The 16,880-nt window shown below is 43.0% G+C and carries 12 protein-coding genes and 1 pseudogene; 2 read left to right on the top strand and 11 right to left on the bottom strand.

The window, feature by feature from the left end; all coding sequences use genetic code 11:
• Positions 1–118: 118 nt before the first annotated feature.
• From HMPREF9960_RS02155 to HMPREF9960_RS02170, 4 genes are all read right to left on the bottom strand, one after another.
• Complete coding sequence (locus tag HMPREF9960_RS02155; RefSeq protein WP_005591626.1) at positions 119–2,002, bottom strand: beta-N-acetylhexosaminidase; 1,884 nt, start codon at positions 2,000–2,002, stop codon at positions 119–121.
• Positions 1,987–2,865 carry an ROK family protein gene (locus HMPREF9960_RS02160; protein ID WP_005591625.1) on the bottom strand — a complete coding sequence of 293 codons (879 nt, stop codon included), beginning with the start codon at positions 2,863–2,865 and terminating at the stop codon, positions 1,987–1,989. Before HMPREF9960_RS02160 ends, HMPREF9960_RS02155 begins: the two co-directional genes overlap by 16 nt.
• Before the next feature lie 94 nt (positions 2,866–2,959).
• On the bottom strand, positions 2,960–5,599 hold the full coding sequence (locus HMPREF9960_RS02165) for an alpha-mannosidase (protein WP_005591624.1): 2,640 nt from the start codon (positions 5,597–5,599) through the stop codon (positions 2,960–2,962).
• Between the two features lie 23 nt (positions 5,600–5,622).
• Positions 5,623–6,912 carry a glycoside hydrolase family 125 protein gene (locus HMPREF9960_RS02170; RefSeq protein ID WP_005592117.1) on the bottom strand — a complete coding sequence of 430 codons (1,290 nt, stop codon included), beginning with the start codon at positions 6,910–6,912 and terminating at the stop codon, positions 5,623–5,625.
• Between the two features lie 169 nt (positions 6,913–7,081).
• Between HMPREF9960_RS02170 and HMPREF9960_RS02180 the strand changes: the two are divergent.
• A pseudogene (locus HMPREF9960_RS02180) lies at positions 7,082–9,214 on the top strand (GH92 family glycosyl hydrolase).
• A gap of 163 nt (positions 9,215–9,377) precedes the next feature.
• Here the strand turns inward: HMPREF9960_RS02180 and HMPREF9960_RS02185 are convergent.
• The 7 genes from HMPREF9960_RS02185 to HMPREF9960_RS02215 form a co-directional block, all read right to left on the bottom strand.
• Positions 9,378–11,081: an alpha-L-fucosidase gene (locus tag HMPREF9960_RS02185; protein ID WP_005591620.1), complete on the bottom strand. Its 1,704-nt coding sequence runs from the start codon at positions 11,079–11,081 to the stop codon at positions 9,378–9,380.
• Positions 11,082–11,320: 239 nt separating this feature from the next.
• On the bottom strand, positions 11,321–12,358 hold the full coding sequence (locus HMPREF9960_RS02190; RefSeq protein ID WP_005591618.1) for an alcohol dehydrogenase catalytic domain-containing protein: 1,038 nt from the start codon (positions 12,356–12,358) through the stop codon (positions 11,321–11,323).
• Between the two features lie 727 nt (positions 12,359–13,085).
• Complete coding sequence (locus HMPREF9960_RS02195) at positions 13,086–13,292, bottom strand: CsbD family protein (protein WP_005591616.1); 207 nt, start codon at positions 13,290–13,292, stop codon at positions 13,086–13,088.
• Between the two features lie 34 nt (positions 13,293–13,326).
• Complete coding sequence (locus HMPREF9960_RS02200) at positions 13,327–13,926, bottom strand: Asp23/Gls24 family envelope stress response protein (protein WP_005591615.1); 600 nt, start codon at positions 13,924–13,926, stop codon at positions 13,327–13,329.
• 13 nt (positions 13,927–13,939) lie between these two features.
• A complete protein-coding gene (locus HMPREF9960_RS09920; protein ID WP_005591614.1) occupies positions 13,940–14,113 on the bottom strand; it encodes a DUF2273 domain-containing protein in 174 nt (57 codons plus the stop codon).
• Between the two features lie 17 nt (positions 14,114–14,130).
• Complete coding sequence (amaP, locus tag HMPREF9960_RS02210) at positions 14,131–14,691, bottom strand: alkaline shock response membrane anchor protein AmaP (protein ID WP_005592111.1); 561 nt, start codon at positions 14,689–14,691, stop codon at positions 14,131–14,133.
• Positions 14,692–14,736: 45 nt separating this feature from the next.
• Positions 14,737–14,976: a GlsB/YeaQ/YmgE family stress response membrane protein gene (locus tag HMPREF9960_RS02215; RefSeq protein WP_005591612.1), complete on the bottom strand. Its 240-nt coding sequence runs from the start codon at positions 14,974–14,976 to the stop codon at positions 14,737–14,739.
• A 270-nt stretch (positions 14,977–15,246) separates the two neighbouring features.
• Here HMPREF9960_RS02215 and HMPREF9960_RS02220 point away from each other — a divergent pair, with 270 nt between their 5' ends.
• Positions 15,247–16,728 (top strand): AcpB/EbpR/MafR family transcriptional regulator, encoded by a 1,482-nt coding sequence (locus tag HMPREF9960_RS02220; protein ID WP_005591611.1) that lies wholly within the window; start codon positions 15,247–15,249, stop codon positions 16,726–16,728.
• The last annotated feature ends 152 nt before the right edge of the window (positions 16,729–16,880 follow it).

The raw sequence follows: 16,880 nt of genomic DNA on the forward strand, positions 1-16,880 counted from the left end.
ATGCCTTTTTTTACTCTCATTTAAACTCCTAATTATAGAAAAAACTATACAAATTATTTATCTAATATACAGATAAAAAGTAGAGTAGAGCCATAAAAACTTTGATCAAACAAAATAATTACGTTGTGTAAATCGTTGACGCTGTAGCGATGGTATGCCACTGGTTAGCTGTTGTGGCTGCAAAATCCTTGTCTCCATAAAAGTCATTGAAAGGCAAGATTTCTTGCTCTAATTCTTCTACAGAATCAAGCTGACCAGTCGTATATTGCTGCAGGCGTTCCTGCGCCCGTTTGATCCGCTTGAGCAGGCCTCCAAAGCGGATATCAATAGTATCCAGTCCGAAAATTTTATTTTCTAGCTGCCATTGGCGACTGAATTGCTCGGCAAAGTCTTCTACTTTTTGATAGAGCAAAGGCAAATCATTTTCAGCCAATTCTGCCAAGCGATCCTTGTCTCCTGCACGATAGGCTTCTTGAATGCCAGATGTGACGGCAATTTTCAAGGCCAAGAGCGCATTCAACTGAGCCTGAGTTTCAAAAAGATAGCTATATTCACCAGCTTTGAGGCAGACTTCTTGCAAGGACTGAGCGGCAGCTTCAAAGTGCTGGCTGTCCTCCTCAGGTCGTATATGGCGTTCCAGCAAAGGACAGAGAATATCCTGATAGAGGATGTAGCGATTTGGATTGATACCACTGAGGTTTTCTGGCAAGCCTGGCAAGAGATTGGCCAAGTCTACTTTCATAAAATCATCAAAGGCAAGGCCTGTGCTAACTAAGAAATGCTCGGCTAATTTATCTAAATCATTTCGATAGGCCAATTCTGCCCAAATCTGTAAGGCAGGCAGGATTGAGAATTGAGAGGTTTCTCCTCCATTATCCCCCCAACCAGTCACAATCACTTCCTTGACATGATTTTGGCGGCAGGCTTTATTAGCTTCGATGGCTACCAAGCGACTGAAATGGTTGTGCGGGGTAAAGCCAATCCACTTCCAAGCACCGCCAGCAAAGGCAATGTCTTGACTGATTTTATGATGATTTTGGAAGTTACGGTTGTATTTTTCTTCGCTATCTTGATAGTAATCCCAGTAAACCAAGGTCACACGGTCTTTGAGCCGCTCTAGATAAACTCGAGTTTCCTCTGGGATTTCCACATCACGGTCGTACTGGCCATCTGCTGACATGAGCTTGAAGAACATATCGCTCCACATCTGACAGTGGAAACCGTACTTATCAGCGATATCCAGCACGCGCTCAAGGTGTTGGCACATGAGGAGACTGCGGTTTTGGAAACCATGCTGAATCAAATAGCGTCCAAGACCGACCAAGTGGGCTTCGTCCATCCCGATATTTATCTTACGTGTACGAAGTTGGGACATAGTCTTAAACATGCCTTCGATAAGGTCGTAGACCTTTTCTTCCCCGATCAGTAAGATATCCTCCACATCTCGAAGCTCCTGCACTTCCTTGACACCCCATTTGACAAAAGCTGATAGGTGCGCCAAGGTCTGAATGCAAGGCACGAAGGCCATATCGAAATCTGCGGCATAGGCCTCAATCTCTTGCAATTCTGCAACAGTGTACCGGCCTCTGAAATAGCCAAAATAGGGCTGGTCTTCTATCTCATAGGTATCTTCCATGTAGAGTTCAAAGGTAGAATACCCCATCAAGGCCAAGACCTCAATCATCTTCTTAGCTGAGCTTAGATTCAAGACGGCATTGCGGGAACAGTCAGCCATATAGGCCAAATCCTCATAGGCCACCTCTTCCTCAATCTCCACCTCATCCTGCCCTTCTTTAAGGGCAGCAGATAAGAGGGCTAAAGCTCGATAGAGCTGATGAGGCTTATGATAGCTGACTTGATAACATCCCTGACGGCCTTCCACCTTGATCGATACGGCTGAGTTAGGAACAAGACTGACTTCAATCTCGCCCAAGTTCAAATATTTTTCTAAGCGAGCAAGAGTCTTTTCTTGCTTGCTTGATAATCCTAAGAATGTGGCCATTGGCCTTCCTCCTGTAACCAGTTTACTAAAGCACCATAAAGATTAGCCTCCCCCTTGTAGGTACATGCTAAAATTTCTGGCACCACCGAATACTCTTCATAGCGGTCGACATAGTAAGCAATCGCTGAGCGGACACCTTGGATGAAGTCTGGATTTTGGCTGATGGAGCCGCCCAGACTAATCACATCTGGATCGATGAGATACTGGATATTGAGCAAACCTTGTGCAAGATTCCGGTTCATCCGCTCGATAGCTTCTTGACAAAGGGCATTTCCTGCCGCAGCCTCTTGGTAAATCTTGCGACCATCCCAGTCAGTCTGACCAGATTTTTCAATTACGTATTGAACCATGTTACCTGTAGATGCTAGTTGCGACCAGTTATTGAGTTTTTCAGCAGGCGCTAGGGTTGTCATATAGCCAAACTCCCCACCCAAACTGTGACGACCATGATGAAGCTTGCCATTGATAATCATAGCTCCGCCAATCCCAGTACCGATAACCACACAGGCTGCATTTTCCAGCTCGGGATGAGCAAGAAGTTCACTCAAACCAACACAGTTGGCATCATTTTCTAAGTGAACCGGCAGACCATAAGAAGCCAGCTTATCATACCAAGAAAAACCGTGAATATAAGGAACAGCGCTAATCCCACCAATGACTCCTGTCTCTCGGTTAACCGCCCCAGGCACACTCATGGCAATGCCCTGGTAATCCCGCTTGGAAAGACAAGAATCCAGCCAAGTCAGCAAGTCATCTAAATTGTCTGGCGTAGAAATGTTTTGCTTTTCCAGTATCTCTCCTTCTTTGGAAATAGCCGCAAACTTGATACCTGTACCGCCTATGTCAATTGTTGCAATAAGCATTTTTTCTCCTTTCTCTGTTTTCTAGAACTTGAAAGGCAATAGGGCAAGGAACTAAATTTTCAAGTATTTAGTCCATTGCCCTAGCCTCCTCTTTTTAATCGTTTTTCAAGAGCTCTGTGCGAATTTCCTGTGGTCCTAAGATTCCATCCTTTTCTGGAAGCACTTCTTCCAAAAGGTTGACTAGGGTTTGGGAAGCAGTTGTCACTTCTTGCTCTTCTTGGGTCATATTGTAGTAGCGAAGTACGATACCTGACTCGTCTTCTGCCACTTTAAGGGCTGTCGGGCAGATTTCTGCTAAGTTCAGAGCAGGGTGGTCCAAGGCTTGTCCAGTCGCTGCAACACTTCCTTCTTGTTTGGAAATTTGCAGAGCTGTCAACGGTGTTTGGAAGGCTTTGGCCCGACGATAAGCAGCAAATCGCTCTTGCGGTTGGTGGCATTCCACCGTGTACTCGACTTGGAAGTCACGCAAGCACTGCGCTTCTGGAGTTGGGAAGTAGCCCCAGTCGCCCAGCTCACCAGTTGCCCGCAGAATGGTTACTGCAATCGTGTCATCACCTAAAATCTCGTATTCATTTAGACCTTTATTAGCAACTGTGACTGCTTTTTGGTCATCATAAAGGCTGACGAAGGCTTGTTGGTGCTGTGGATTTTCTGGATTTTCCCATGAGGCAGCTGGTTGGTTGTTGCGACGAACCACTTCGTAAATGCTGTCTGAATCGTTGGTTTTACTGCTGTTGTGAGTTCTGAAGAGAACACGGATGCGGTGATCCTTAGCAGTATTGGTAAAGCGAGTCTTAAAGCGCAATTGCGGGCTGTCCGCAAAGACTGTCAACTCAGTTGTCAAGATCATAGTTGTCAATTCTGACGAACGGCCTGCTGAACGCTTCATAAACTCAACGATGCCCTTTTGTTCTTGATCCAACAGTTCATCTGCACTTACTGGCAAGGTCAATTCATGGCTTAATTCCACCTTGGTATAGCGGGCATTGTTTTCCAGCACCTTTACGCCAGCTAGTTTTGCATAGATTGGCTCTGTATTTTTGGGTTGGAAGTAGATATACTCATTTCCAATATCGCCGCGATCTTCAAAGCGGAGGAAGTCTTCATAGGCTTCATGGGTCGTCTTATCGTAGACGGTCAAGTCTTCATCAAAGCTGATAGTCACAAATGGAGTGTCAATCACGCCATTGCGATAGAGGCCTTCATGCTCTTCTTTTGCACCAGGAAGCAATTGGAAGGTTTTCCAAGACAGAGGTGCTAGATGAATCGGCAACGTCACGCGCAACTGCCGGGCAATATAAGCCTGACGGAAGCGATCTTTTGGAAGGTCATATTGGAAATTAGCTCCCAAATCTTCGATTTTAGCTTCAACATAGCGGCCATCCAAATCCTTCACAATCAAGTCTGGAATTGTCAATTCTGCCATTCTCCGATAGGCTTCTGTCGGATGAGCTTCCTTGAAATCACAGGTCGCAAAGGTCACATCCACAGAAACGGTATCTACCTTGTCATGGAGGCCAGTATTGATAACGGTGAAGAGCAGGTCGCTCTCAGATTGGCGGCTATCCAGCTTTTGCTTCCATTCTCCCAGCAAGTTACCTTTGACAAATTCGCCCACTTGATTGACCTTGGCGAAGCGGATTTCCATTTCGCGGTGAACTTCGTCGACACTGCAGCCGCAAATACTATCGTGCGGAGCATTTTGCAAGAGTGTCTTCCAAGCATAAGTCAGCTGGTCTTTGTGATTGTGACCGCCTGTGATAACAGTCAGCGGCTCAACTACCTGCTCTAGCAAGTTACTGTTTTCTTGGAAAGCCTGCTTCAGATAGATGCGGGCTGAAGAGGTATTAGCCAAAGTGTACCAACCGTCGGTTTCTTGGCTGGTCAATTCGCCTTGAACTGTTGACAATTCCTCAGGCAGAGCAGCTTCCACAGCTTGCATATAGTCATCAAAAGAACTGTGCACAAAGTTGATTTCTGGATAAAGCTCATTGGCTACTCGGATGGCTTGGCTGAGGTCACGCTGAACTGGCTGGTGGTCACAGCCGTTCATCATCAGCCATTGATTGGTAGAGGCATAGCTCTTCACGTCAGCCAGTTTTTGCTCCCAGAAAACTTTCGCTTCTTCTGGATCTGTTGGGATTTCATTCCCATTGCTGTACCAGTTGGCAAAGAGAATGCCTAGAACTTTACTTCCATCGGCACCTTGCCAGTACATTTCAGAGTACTGAGAAGTAAACTGCTCGTCCTCCAAGACTTGGTTGTCAAAACCAATCGGCTTAACCCCACGGCCAAAAGCAGCTATGTGAATGCCTGATTGCTGCAAAAGCTGAGGCGCTTGTCCCATATTTCCAAAAGTATCTGGGAAATAACCAATCTGAGTGGACTTGCCCCATTTCTTGCACTCCTGCTGACCGATCAAGGTATTGCGAACATTGGCTTCGCTGGAAATCAAATAATCATCCTGCAAGATATAGAAAGGCCCGATTTTTAGCTTGCCTTCATCAATATAGCGCTGCAGTTTATCGCGATTTTCTGGACGGATTTCCAGATAATCATCCAAGACAATGGTTTGCCCGTCTAGGTGGAAGCTCTTGAATTCTGGATCATGTTCAAACAAATCAAAGAGATTGTCAAAAAGCTCGACCAGCTGCATACGGTGGGATTCAAAGGGGAGATACCATTCGCGATCCCAGTGGCTGTGAGAAATGATATGTACAGTAATATTTTCCATTTTTGTTCCTCTACTTGTTAATTCTATACCTCAATTTTTAAATCATAATAATCTAATACCAGTTCGCAGAACATCATGTTGGCCCAGCTGAACCATTCGCGAGAATACTTGGTTGGATCGTCCACATGGAAGCTTTCATGCATAACACCTGTACCACCATCGCAGGCCACGAGCAAGTCCAGAATCCGACGTTTTTCTTCCTTATCGTGCGTGGTTAATCCTTGAATGGCTAGGGCAATCGGCCAGATATAGCGGTAGAAGGTATGTGAGCTACCAAGTCCCGCAGCATATTTACCCTCATAATAGTAAGGATTTTCTGGGCCTAGAATGGTGCGGCGTGTCGCTTGGTAGACTTCGTCGTCAATTGAGCAAAAGCCTAGATAAGGCGCTGCCAAAAGGCTTGGTACATTCGGATCGTCCATAATGCTGGCATTTCCCAAACCGTCTACCTCAAAAGCGTAAATCTTTTCACCTTTAGCATTTTGGGTGTAGGCGTGGTTTTCAATTCCTTCCTTGATTTCCTTTTGCAGGCGCTGCGCATGCGGAACGATCTCCTCAGCACCCTCTAAGTTCAATTTTTCAAAAATTTCTGCCACATAGCCCAAGACAACCGTTGCAAACATATTAGACGGTACTAGATAGCTGTAGATACAAGCATCATCACTTGGACGAAAAGCCGACCAAGTCATGCCTGTCACTGCAAAGTCAGGGCCTTTGCCATCATTAACCAAGGTATCTTCCTTGCGATCTGTATCACGGACAAAGCGATAAGAAGACTGGCTGTGGTCCTGCTCGATCGTCCAAACTCGTAAAATTTCTCTGACGCCAGCAATAAAGGTAGCGTCTAGATGACTCGTTTCTCCAGTCTCTTTCCACAAGAGATATGCCAGCTGCAGAGGATAGCAGAGAGAGTCAACTTCGTACTTGCGTTCCCAAATCCAACCAGACAAGTCTGTATGATCTGTCTCATGGTGGCCTTTCCAGTTGTCAGCGATATTAAAGGCATTGGCATAAGGATCTTTGAGAATCAGCGTCATCTGGCGTTTGACCAAGCCAGCAATCGTTTGACGGATTTTTGGATCTTGCTTGGCCACAAAGAGATAGGGCTTGAGCTGAGCAGTCGAATCCCGTAGCCACATAGCTGGAATATCGCCTGTCAAGACAAAAGTAGACCCATCTTCCAATATTTCGACCGTGTTGTCCAAGGTATCCGTATAGCAACGCTCAAAAACAGAGACCCAAGTCGGATGATCCTGGGCTAACTGGGCAATAGACTCCAACCATTTCCCAACAATTTCTTTAGAATAAACCATATTCATTCTCCTTTTTCATACTCGTTTACATTCTCTAGTATAGGCTAAACAGTTTTTAAAATATATACACAAACTAAAGGCCTTTCGATCATATATTTTTGCCTTGTCCGCTGCTTCCTGATTCATGTTATAATCAAGACAAAGCAAGCTGGATTGAAGGAGATTTTCCATGAAAACAATACTAGAAACGATTGATACCCGCTATGGAACGGACAATTCCCATAGCTTTTCCCACGGCAATACCCTGCCCTATACAGGGGCACCATTCGGCATGAATTATTTCGTTCCTCAGAGCAGCCATACAGACGGCTCTTGGTTCTTTAAACCAGACCTACCCATCTTCCAAGGTATTCGTCTGACCCACCAGCCCAGTCCTTGGATCGGGGACTTCTCTTGACTCCTGCTCACGCCTGTCACCGAAAAGATAAGCAAGCCTGATATCTATCACCGCCAGTCGTCCTATCGACCGGACGAGAGTATTTTTCAGCCACATTATTTGAAAGTTCACTCCAATCGCTATCAAGTCAGCACGGAACTGACTCCGACTACTTATGGAGCTCGCTTCCGACTCACAAGCCAATTGGCCCAGCCTATCAGCCTTATTCTACACAGCGGAGCTCAGACCCATTTCCATATGCTGGACGCCTACACGCTTCTAGGCCGTCTGAAAGAAGAAACCAATCCAGCCAAGCGGCCTCTAACCATGCATGTCTGCCTGCGCTTTGATCAGCCTATTCAGACCAGTCATGCCCTTGGAGAGGACTTGGTGCTAGACTTTGAACAAGGACAACTGCAATTTGCCCTAGCCACTTCCTTTATCTCGGAAGAGCAAGCCCTGACGAATCTGACCCAAGCCGACTTTGATGCGGTAAAAGAACAAACCAAGCAAGCCTGGGAAAGCTACCTCCACCGATTTGATGTTGTAGAGCAGGGTAAGGCTGACCGCCGCATGTTCGACCAGACTCTTTACCGCGTCTTCCTCTTTCCTCAGACTTTTTATGAGATTGATGCTGAAGGACAAGAAATTCATTGGGACTTTACCCATCAGACTGTCCAGCCTGGTAAATTCTTTACTAATATTGGATTTTGGGATGGTTTTCGTACCAATTTTCCTCTGCTAGCTCTTATCGCACCCAACACCTATCACGATTTTCTAGAAGGATTTCTGAATTTCTACAAAGAAACGGGCTATCTACCCAAGTGGCTGGCTCCTGATGAACGAGGCATGATGCCAGGAACCTTGATCGACGGTGTGATTGCGGACGCCGCTGCGAAAGATCTCATTCCTGACCTAGAACAGGAATTGTTCCAAGCCATGCTGGACACATCAGAGAAAGAATATCCTTCCAAACGTTACGGCCGACAAGGGGCTAGCGACTACCAAACCTTGGGCTACCTGCCAGCAGATTATCATGAAAGCGTCAGCCACACGCTGGACTATAGCTACAGCGACTTTTGCATTGCCAGCCTAGCCAGCAAACTCCAAAAGGAGCAAGTAGCTCAGCGATATGCCCAGCAGGCGCTTCATTACCAAAACCTTTTCGATTCAGAAACGGGCTATATGCGGGCCAAAGACCGACAAGGGCAATTTCGAGCCGACTTTTCTCCTTACAGCTGGGGCCGAGACTATGCCGAATGCTCTGCTATTCAAAATACGCTCAGCGTCTTCCATGATATTGAAGGCTTGAAAGAGCTCATGGGCGGTGAGCCAGCCTTTACCGATTATCTGACTAAGCTCTGTCAGGACCAGCCTTATTTTGATGTCATGGGCTACGGCTACGAAATTCACGAAATGAGCGAGATGGCGAATGCTCACTTTGGCCAGCTAGCCATTTCCAATCAGCCTAGTTTCCATATTCCTTATCTTTTCCGCTATAGTAGCAGGCCAGAATACACTAGTCTGTTAATCAAAAGCTTAAGAGAAGAGGCTTTTCAGGCTAGTTGGCAGGCTTTTCCTGGTGACGAGGACAATGGAAGCCTTTCTGCTTGGTATATCTGGAGCGTCTTGGGGCTCTATCCGACTTGTCCTGGAAAGCCTCACTATGACTTAGGCATTCCTCTCTTTAACCACCTTCGCCTCTTCCTACCACAAAGTCAAAAATGGCTCGATATTTACGCTCATGACAACCATCCCCATTTCCAGTTTGTGAAAAAGGCAGAATTAGACGGACAAAGCCTGCAGCGAATTTCCCATGAGGACTTACTGGCTTCTGACAGGCTGGACTTCTACCTATCCTGGTTACCAAATTCATCTTCCACCCACGTACAAAAACAGCAAAAGAGGCTGGGACAAAAGTCCTAGCCTCTCAATTGTCTTTAGATTATCGAGCAAGACGCAGTGGTTGAGCGGGCTCTACTACGCTGATTTCATCAGCTTTTACAGCCCAACTCAACTGTGCGGAGGTGGGACGACGAAATCGAATTCTAACGAATTACCGATTTCTGTCCCACTCTCTTTTCTCATTCTAACTCCCCTTGACCTCAATCTTGAGTCTGCTTTGACGACCGTCCTCTCGGCTGGCACAAAGGTAAAAATTCAATTCTTGCTGACTCGTAAAAGCCAAGGTTGATAAGGTCAGCTCTTTTCTGGTCTCACCTGGAGCAAAGCTCACATCCCAGATTTGATCCTCATAAGCCGTTCCGTGCGTTCCTGTTCCAGGCTCCGTAACCAGTCGAATCTGCTCCACCTGCTCCAGTCCATCTAATCGACGCAGACTAATCTGGCTTGATTGCCCCCCGATTACTGTGTCCGCTGCTTGTGAAATCACCAAACCAGAAGGCCTCTTCTCTTCCTCCATAATCGCTGGTGTCCTGTACACGGCCAGCTTACTCAACAGTGGTAAGGCTTGGAAATCCGTCAAAATCAAGCGCAAGTAACGAGCCTCGACCATTTCGCCCAAAAGTAGACGCTTATAGCCAATCGTCTGACCACGGGCAAAAACAGTCCAGCCATCCTCTTTCTTCACTTCTAGGATAAAACCTGCGACCCGTTGCCCTTTGGCAATCGGTTCTCCGATTTCTAGCAAATTAAAAGTGCAACTGCGACCTAGGTCAATCTCCAAGACATAAGAGGTTTCCTCTTCATTCGGAGCCCAGAAACTATCCCTTTGACCATCCGTCAGATTGCTTGCTGGATAGCCTGCCCTTTCACTGCTACTTGTGACTTCGGCCTCCGCAGCCAAATCTTCATCGTAAAGGCTAGAGATAACCTGATGAAATTCCTGCAGGCGCTGGACATCAACTTCCGCCAACAAGCCCTCCTTGGTCGGAGGCACGTTGAGCAGAAGCGGTGTCCCCCGCCCCACCGAAGCCAGATAAATATCCAGCAAATCCGTCAAGGACTTGGGTGGCTGACTGTCATGATAAAACCAGCCTGAACGCAGGGACACATCTGCTTCTCCGATAGAATAGTGAGTACCGTCTGGATCGCCATGGCAAAGATAGATAGGCGGTGTCTGCTCACTCAGCTTTTCCGGCCGAATCTTCTGCCACAAGGGATCGCCAGCTCGGCCACTTTCATTGCCAATCCAACGCAATTCAGTCGCCTCAGTTGAGAAAATGACAGCGTCTTTTTGATAGCGACGAATGGTTTCAAACCAAGCCTCAAACTCATAGGAAAGCTTTTGAGCTCCTTCTCCACGCGCCCCATCCATCCAGATTTCAACAAATTTTCCTTTATTGCCATAAAGTGGATTGCTCAAGATTTCTTCTAATTGCTGCTGATAATATTCATTGTAGGCTTCTTGAGTATCTACGTGATAGAGCGGGCTGTGGGCGTCCCAAGGTGAAAGATAGAGCCCCAAATCCATATCATAGTGACTGGCTGAGCGGGAAATCTCAGCCAAGAGGTCACCCTTGCCATCTCTCCACGGACTGGCAGCCACCGTATAGTCTGTATAGCGGCTCGGATAAAGAACAAAGCCATCATGATGCTTGACCACAACAATGACCCGTTTAAAACCTGTTTCTTTCAGAACCCTGATCCACTGGTCTGTATCCAGTTTAGTCGGATTGAAACGCTTGGGATCTTCTTGACCATTTCCCCATTCCTGCTCGTAAAAGGTATTGATGCCAAAATGGATAAAAGCGGCCAATTCATCTCGATGATAAGCCAACTGAGCCGCCGAAGGCAAGGGACCAAAATCCGCAATCTCTTCCAATTTTTTCATATGTCTCGCTATTCCTCATTTCTTCCTAGTCAATCTCTTCTCTAGCTCCACTATAGCAAAAAAAGAGGACGCTAACAACGCCTCCTTTTTGACTTCCTAAAAAGCTACTCTTTCTTCTATAATTTGTGGAAGACTGAAAATCCTGACCTAGTCCTTGCAAATCCTTTTACTGATCTCTCAGAATTTCAAATTCCTTTGAGTGCCTTTAACATCCCCTAGCATAATAATCTTGACAAACCTTAGTCAATCACAATCAAGGCCTTAATGGTCTTCCGTTCGTCCATATCTTTATAGGCTTGGTCAATCTCTTCCAGTTTATAGCTGGAAGTAAAGACGCGACCTGGATTGATATCGCCATCAAGAACTGCTTTCAATAAGAGTTGTTTGTCGTAGGTTGTGACAGAGGCTGCGCCACCCGCCACTGTGATGTTTTGTGCAAAGGTGGAACCAAGGGCACGATTATTATAGTGGGGAACACCAACAAAGCCTAATCGGCCGCCGTTGTGAAGGACTCCAAGCGCTTGGTCAACAGCTGCTTCTGTTCCGACACATTCGAGCGCAGCATCAGCTCCGCCACCGAGGATTTCGCGCACCTTGGCAATGCCTTCTTCTCCACGTTCAGCAACAACAGCTGTCGCTCCTGATTCAAACGCCATCTTTTGCCGGTCTTCATGACGGCTCATGAGGACGATTTGGGAAGCACCACGCATCTTAGCGGCGATAACAGCGCATTGCCCAACAGCGCCATCACCGATGACGACTACCTTGTCACCTGCTTTAACATCCGCCACACGCGCTGCATGGTAGCCTGTCGGCATGACATCAGCCAGCGACAAGAAGGACTTAAGCATCCCTTCTGAATAATCTGACGGCTGACCCGGAATTTTCACCAAAGCCCAGTTGGCATACTTGAAGCGCATATATTCTGCTTGCACCCCATCTGACCAGTTATTGCCAATATGCCGGTCACAAGTCCCGTCATATCCTGCTCGGCAGGCATCACAATCCCCACATCCATGAGTAAAGGGAGCAATGACAAAATCGCCTGCTTTCACAGTCGTTACTGCCTCACCGACTTCCTCGACAATCCCAATCGCCTCGTGTCCACTGTTCATGCGCCCAGGCTTCACCTGCTCATTTCGATAACTCCACAGGTCAGAGCCGCAGACACAGGTACGAACAATACGGATAATGGCATCATCTGGATCTAGAATTTGCGGATGATCCATTTCTGCTAGTCCAACTTGACCAGCCTTGAGATAAACTGCTGATTTCATTGCATTTCTCCTTGAATTTTACTAACTATATTATATCACTTTTCAGAGACCTAGCCTAAGGGAAGGTAAAAGAGTTGCGTGACAATTTTATATCCCAGCAAGCTCTACCCATCACTTTTTAAAGCCGCTTTCTTAGCCCTCACTAGCTGAGGCCATACTCCAGCAGCAGCAGCTGAATCCATCAAAATGACCTCTAGCGTGACTCGGCTAGAGGTCTGATTCACCTTGCTGATATGGGAGCAATCAGTTTATTCCATTCGGAACTGACTAACAACAATTGTTGATTATTAAATTTTTAATTCCTTTAAGCGCTAATGATTTTCTTTTATCTTAGCATTAGAAATATTGATCACAAAGCAACTATCGGTTAACATCTCGAAGACTGAAAACCATCTAAAAGCTTCTACTTTCTATCCCACTGTCATAATCAGATAGGCTAAGCAGGCCTACCCAATGATTTAACCAATAGTCCAGTAAAGCAACGACTTATATGTTACAAATAAATATATCAGCAAAGCAAATCGAATGCGAAATTAATTTTTTCCTTTCCCTATCTTTACTTATATTATACTCCTCCCACCAAAATATTGCAAGCGTTTACACTATGAAGTTTGGAAAAATTTAACTAAAAAGAATGAACATAAAAAAGTAAAGGAGACCCTAAAATGAGGTCTCCTTTAGACTGTAGTTGATTTCTATCAGCTACTATATATAATATAGCATAACCTTATTTCTCGTCGTCTTTATGAAGCATGTTTTTAACACCTTCAATAGCGCCTTCAACTGCATCTTTTGCATCTTCAGCAACTTCTTTGACTTTAGAAACAACTTTTTCAGCTGCTCCTTCTTTTTCAAGTTTTTCGTCACCGATTACTTTCCCAACACCTTCTTTGACAGCGCCTTTAGCTTGGTTGAATTTTTCTTCTGTTGACATAACTATGTCCTCCTTTATTTCTTTTTGTTTTTAATTAATGTACGCGAGCTTTTTCACTTGATGAAGCAGCATCTTTAACAGCTTCTACACCTTCACCAACTTTTTCTTGAACGGCTGAAAAACCACCGCTAAGACCAGATTTTGCTTTTTCGAATTGCTCTGAAGCAAATTCTCCTGTTGATTCAGCAACATCTGTCACTCGATCTTGAAGGCTAACTGAGTCAGCTTCATGTTGTTCTTTCGTTTTAATATCAACAACATTGACATTTACTTCAACAACTTCCAAATCAGTCATCTTAGAAACTTCCGCCACAACAACATCTTTAATTTCCTTGTACAAGGCAGGAACATTCTTTTGATATTCCACTACTACGTTCAAGTCAACAGCCACTTGTTCTTTCCCAACTTCAACATTAACACCATTCGTTACGTTATCAGTGTTAATCAATTTATCTGCTAAATTAGAGAAGAAGCCACCATCAACAGCTAGCAAACCTGAAACTTTCTCTAAAGAGAGACCAATGATTTTTTGAATGACTTTATCTTCGTAAGTCAATTCACCTTTTACTTCATGAGTTGCTTGCGCAACTTCTTTTTTAGCAACATCTTTAAAATCTTTATTTGTATTTGACATAAGAAACTCCTTATTATTTATTTAATATATTTTTTTGTTGTATATAATATCCGATTCCTGCTCCTATGGCAGCGCAAATCAAGACAAATAGTGTCTTAAAGAAGCCAAAGGATAGGATAAAGCAGGCTAGAACACCGCCCGCTAATCCAGATAGGATTAGATATTGATATTTTTTAAACCATTCCATTTTGGTACTTCCTTACTTTACACGACTAGTATTTTTTTAGCCTGCGATTTTGGTTTGAAATCTGATACAGAGATTTCAAGCTTGACATCATGATTGAGACCGAAGAATTCTGTTAATCCAGTAGCAATTTCATCCTGAATCAACTGACTTCTTTTGATGATGTTTTCTGACGGAACAATTGCTCCTTTAACAGAAACCAGACATTTGTTTTTCCGGCTATTTACGGAAACTGTAGGATCTTTAATAAAATCATGGTCTGTCACCAGACTACGAACAAATCCTTCTATCGCTGAATTTTTCAGCATTAGTTTACCATCCGCATCAGCTAACTGAATTTCCAAACGTCTCTTAGGATAAAAAAGTATCACTAACATCAGCAACAATATTAAGCTTGCTAAAACCAGTGTCCCCCAGAAAACATATCTAGATAGATAGTATCCTACAAAAGGAATCTTTTTCCAAGTGAATAACTGGATGCCTAAACCGCTAACTTTATGAAAATCTAGTAAAACAGGAATCAAAATCGTCAAGATTAAAATACAGAAAATAAGGGAAAGTATTTTTCTTGATTTTGACATATTGAATCCTTTCATCATTAAATTATATTTGTACAAAAAGCAATTCTATGCTTTCTTTCCTACAAAAAACGATACAACTGCAACTACAATAACTGCGCCGATGATAGAAGGAATCAAAGCCATGCCAGCCAAACTAGGTCCCCAAGTTCCTAAAAGAGACTGACCAACAGCTGAACCAACTAAACCTGCAACAACGTTGGCGACAATTCCCATAGAACCGCCTTTTTTTGTTATTGATCCAGCAACCAGACCAATAAGACCTCCGACAATAAGTGACCACAACATAGTAATTCTCCTTTCTAAATCAAAATTATTTAATATTATTTTTGATTAATATAATTATATAATTTTCCAACTTGGAAACATAATAATTCAGCTTGGTTTTCTTACCGTTTATCTGTACTATAGATACGAAAAGATGAGAATTCCTTGTTCTATAGGCTTTTACAAGCATTTTTAGATATATTTTAGAGTTATTAAACGAGGTTAAATGTATAAAAATATGGTATAATTTCCTGATAATAAAAACACTATATAAAGAAAGATAATATTTTAATGCGAGAATTACTGTCTAAAAAGAGCCACAGGCAATTAGAACTATTAGAACTACTATTTAAAAACAAACGCTGGTTTCATATTTCTGAACTGGCTGAACTATTAAATTGTACAGAACGTTCAGTAAAAGATGAGTTATCCCATGTTAAGTCCTCTTTTCCTCAATTGATTTTTCACTCGTCCACTAATGGCATACGTATCATTAATACCGATGATAGTGATATTGAAATGGTCTATCACCATTTTTTTAAGCATTCAACCCATTTTTCAATTTTAGAATTCATCTTCTTTAACGAAGGATATGAAACCGAGAGTATTTGTAAAGAGTTTTATATAAGCTCTTCCTCACTCTATCGTATAATCAGTCACATTAACAAAATTATAAAAAAACAATATAATTTTAAAATTAGTCTCAATCCTGCTCGAATCATTGGAGATGAGATTGATATCCGTTATTTTTTTGCACAATATTTTTCGGAAAAATATTATTTTCTTGAATGGCCCTTTACAGATTTTTCAGTAGAACCTTTGTGTAAGCTGTTAGCACTGGTCTATAAAGAAACTGCATTTCCTGTCAATTTCGCAACTCAACGAATGTTAAAATTGCTCCTCGTTACGAATTTATATCGAATAAAGTTTGGTCATTTCTTGGAAGTTGAGAAAAATTCTTTTAACAATCAATTGTTAGAATCTTTCATGCAGGCAGAAGGAATTGAAGACATTGTAGCGAGCTTTGATTCTGAATATCATATCTCTTTGAATAAAGAAGTGATCGGTCAACTATTTGTCTCCTATTTTCAAAAAATGTTTTTCATTGATGAAAATCTATTTATGAGCTGCGCAAAAACAGATAGTTATGTAAAAAATTCGTATCAATTGTTAAGTGATTTAATTGATCAGATAGAAAGCAAATATAATCTAAAAATAGACAATAATGACAATCTTATTTGGCATTTGCATAATACAGCACATCTGCACCGTCAGGAACTATCTACAGAGTTTATTCTGTTTGATCAAAAAGGGAATACCATCAAGAACTTTCAAAATATTTTCCCTCAATTTGTTTCAGATATTAAAAAAGGAATTGAACATTATCTAGAGACTCTTGGTATCGATAATAATTCAATGAAAGTCAATCATCTATCTTATACTTTTATCACTCACAGCAAACATTTAGTGCTGAATCTTTTACAAAATCAGCCTAAATTAAAGGTTTTAGTCATGAGTAATTTTGATCAGTATCATGCAAAATCAGTAGCAGAGACACTTTCTTATTATTGCAGTAATAATTTTGAACTTGAAGTTTGGAATAAATTAGAATTATCAATCGATTCTTTAAAAGAATCACCTTACGATATCATCATTTCTAATTTTATTATTCCACCCATTGAGAACAAGAGACTGATCTATTCCAATAATATTAATACAGTCGCGCTCATCTCCCTGCTTAACGCGATGATGTTTATTCGCTTAGATGAGTGATTTAGACTATTTTGATAACAAAAAACCGCAATCTAGCGGTTTTTATTCATTTATCTGAGCAAATTTTTGAAAAACGGATACACCCCTGTGAAGACAGAGTTATATCCGTTTAATAATTATTTACTGCTTATTCATTTTTTTAGCATTCCAAA

The organism is Streptococcus cristatus ATCC 51100 (genome assembly GCF_000222765.1).
GTDB lineage: Bacteria > Bacillota > Bacilli > Lactobacillales > Streptococcaceae > Streptococcus > Streptococcus cristatus.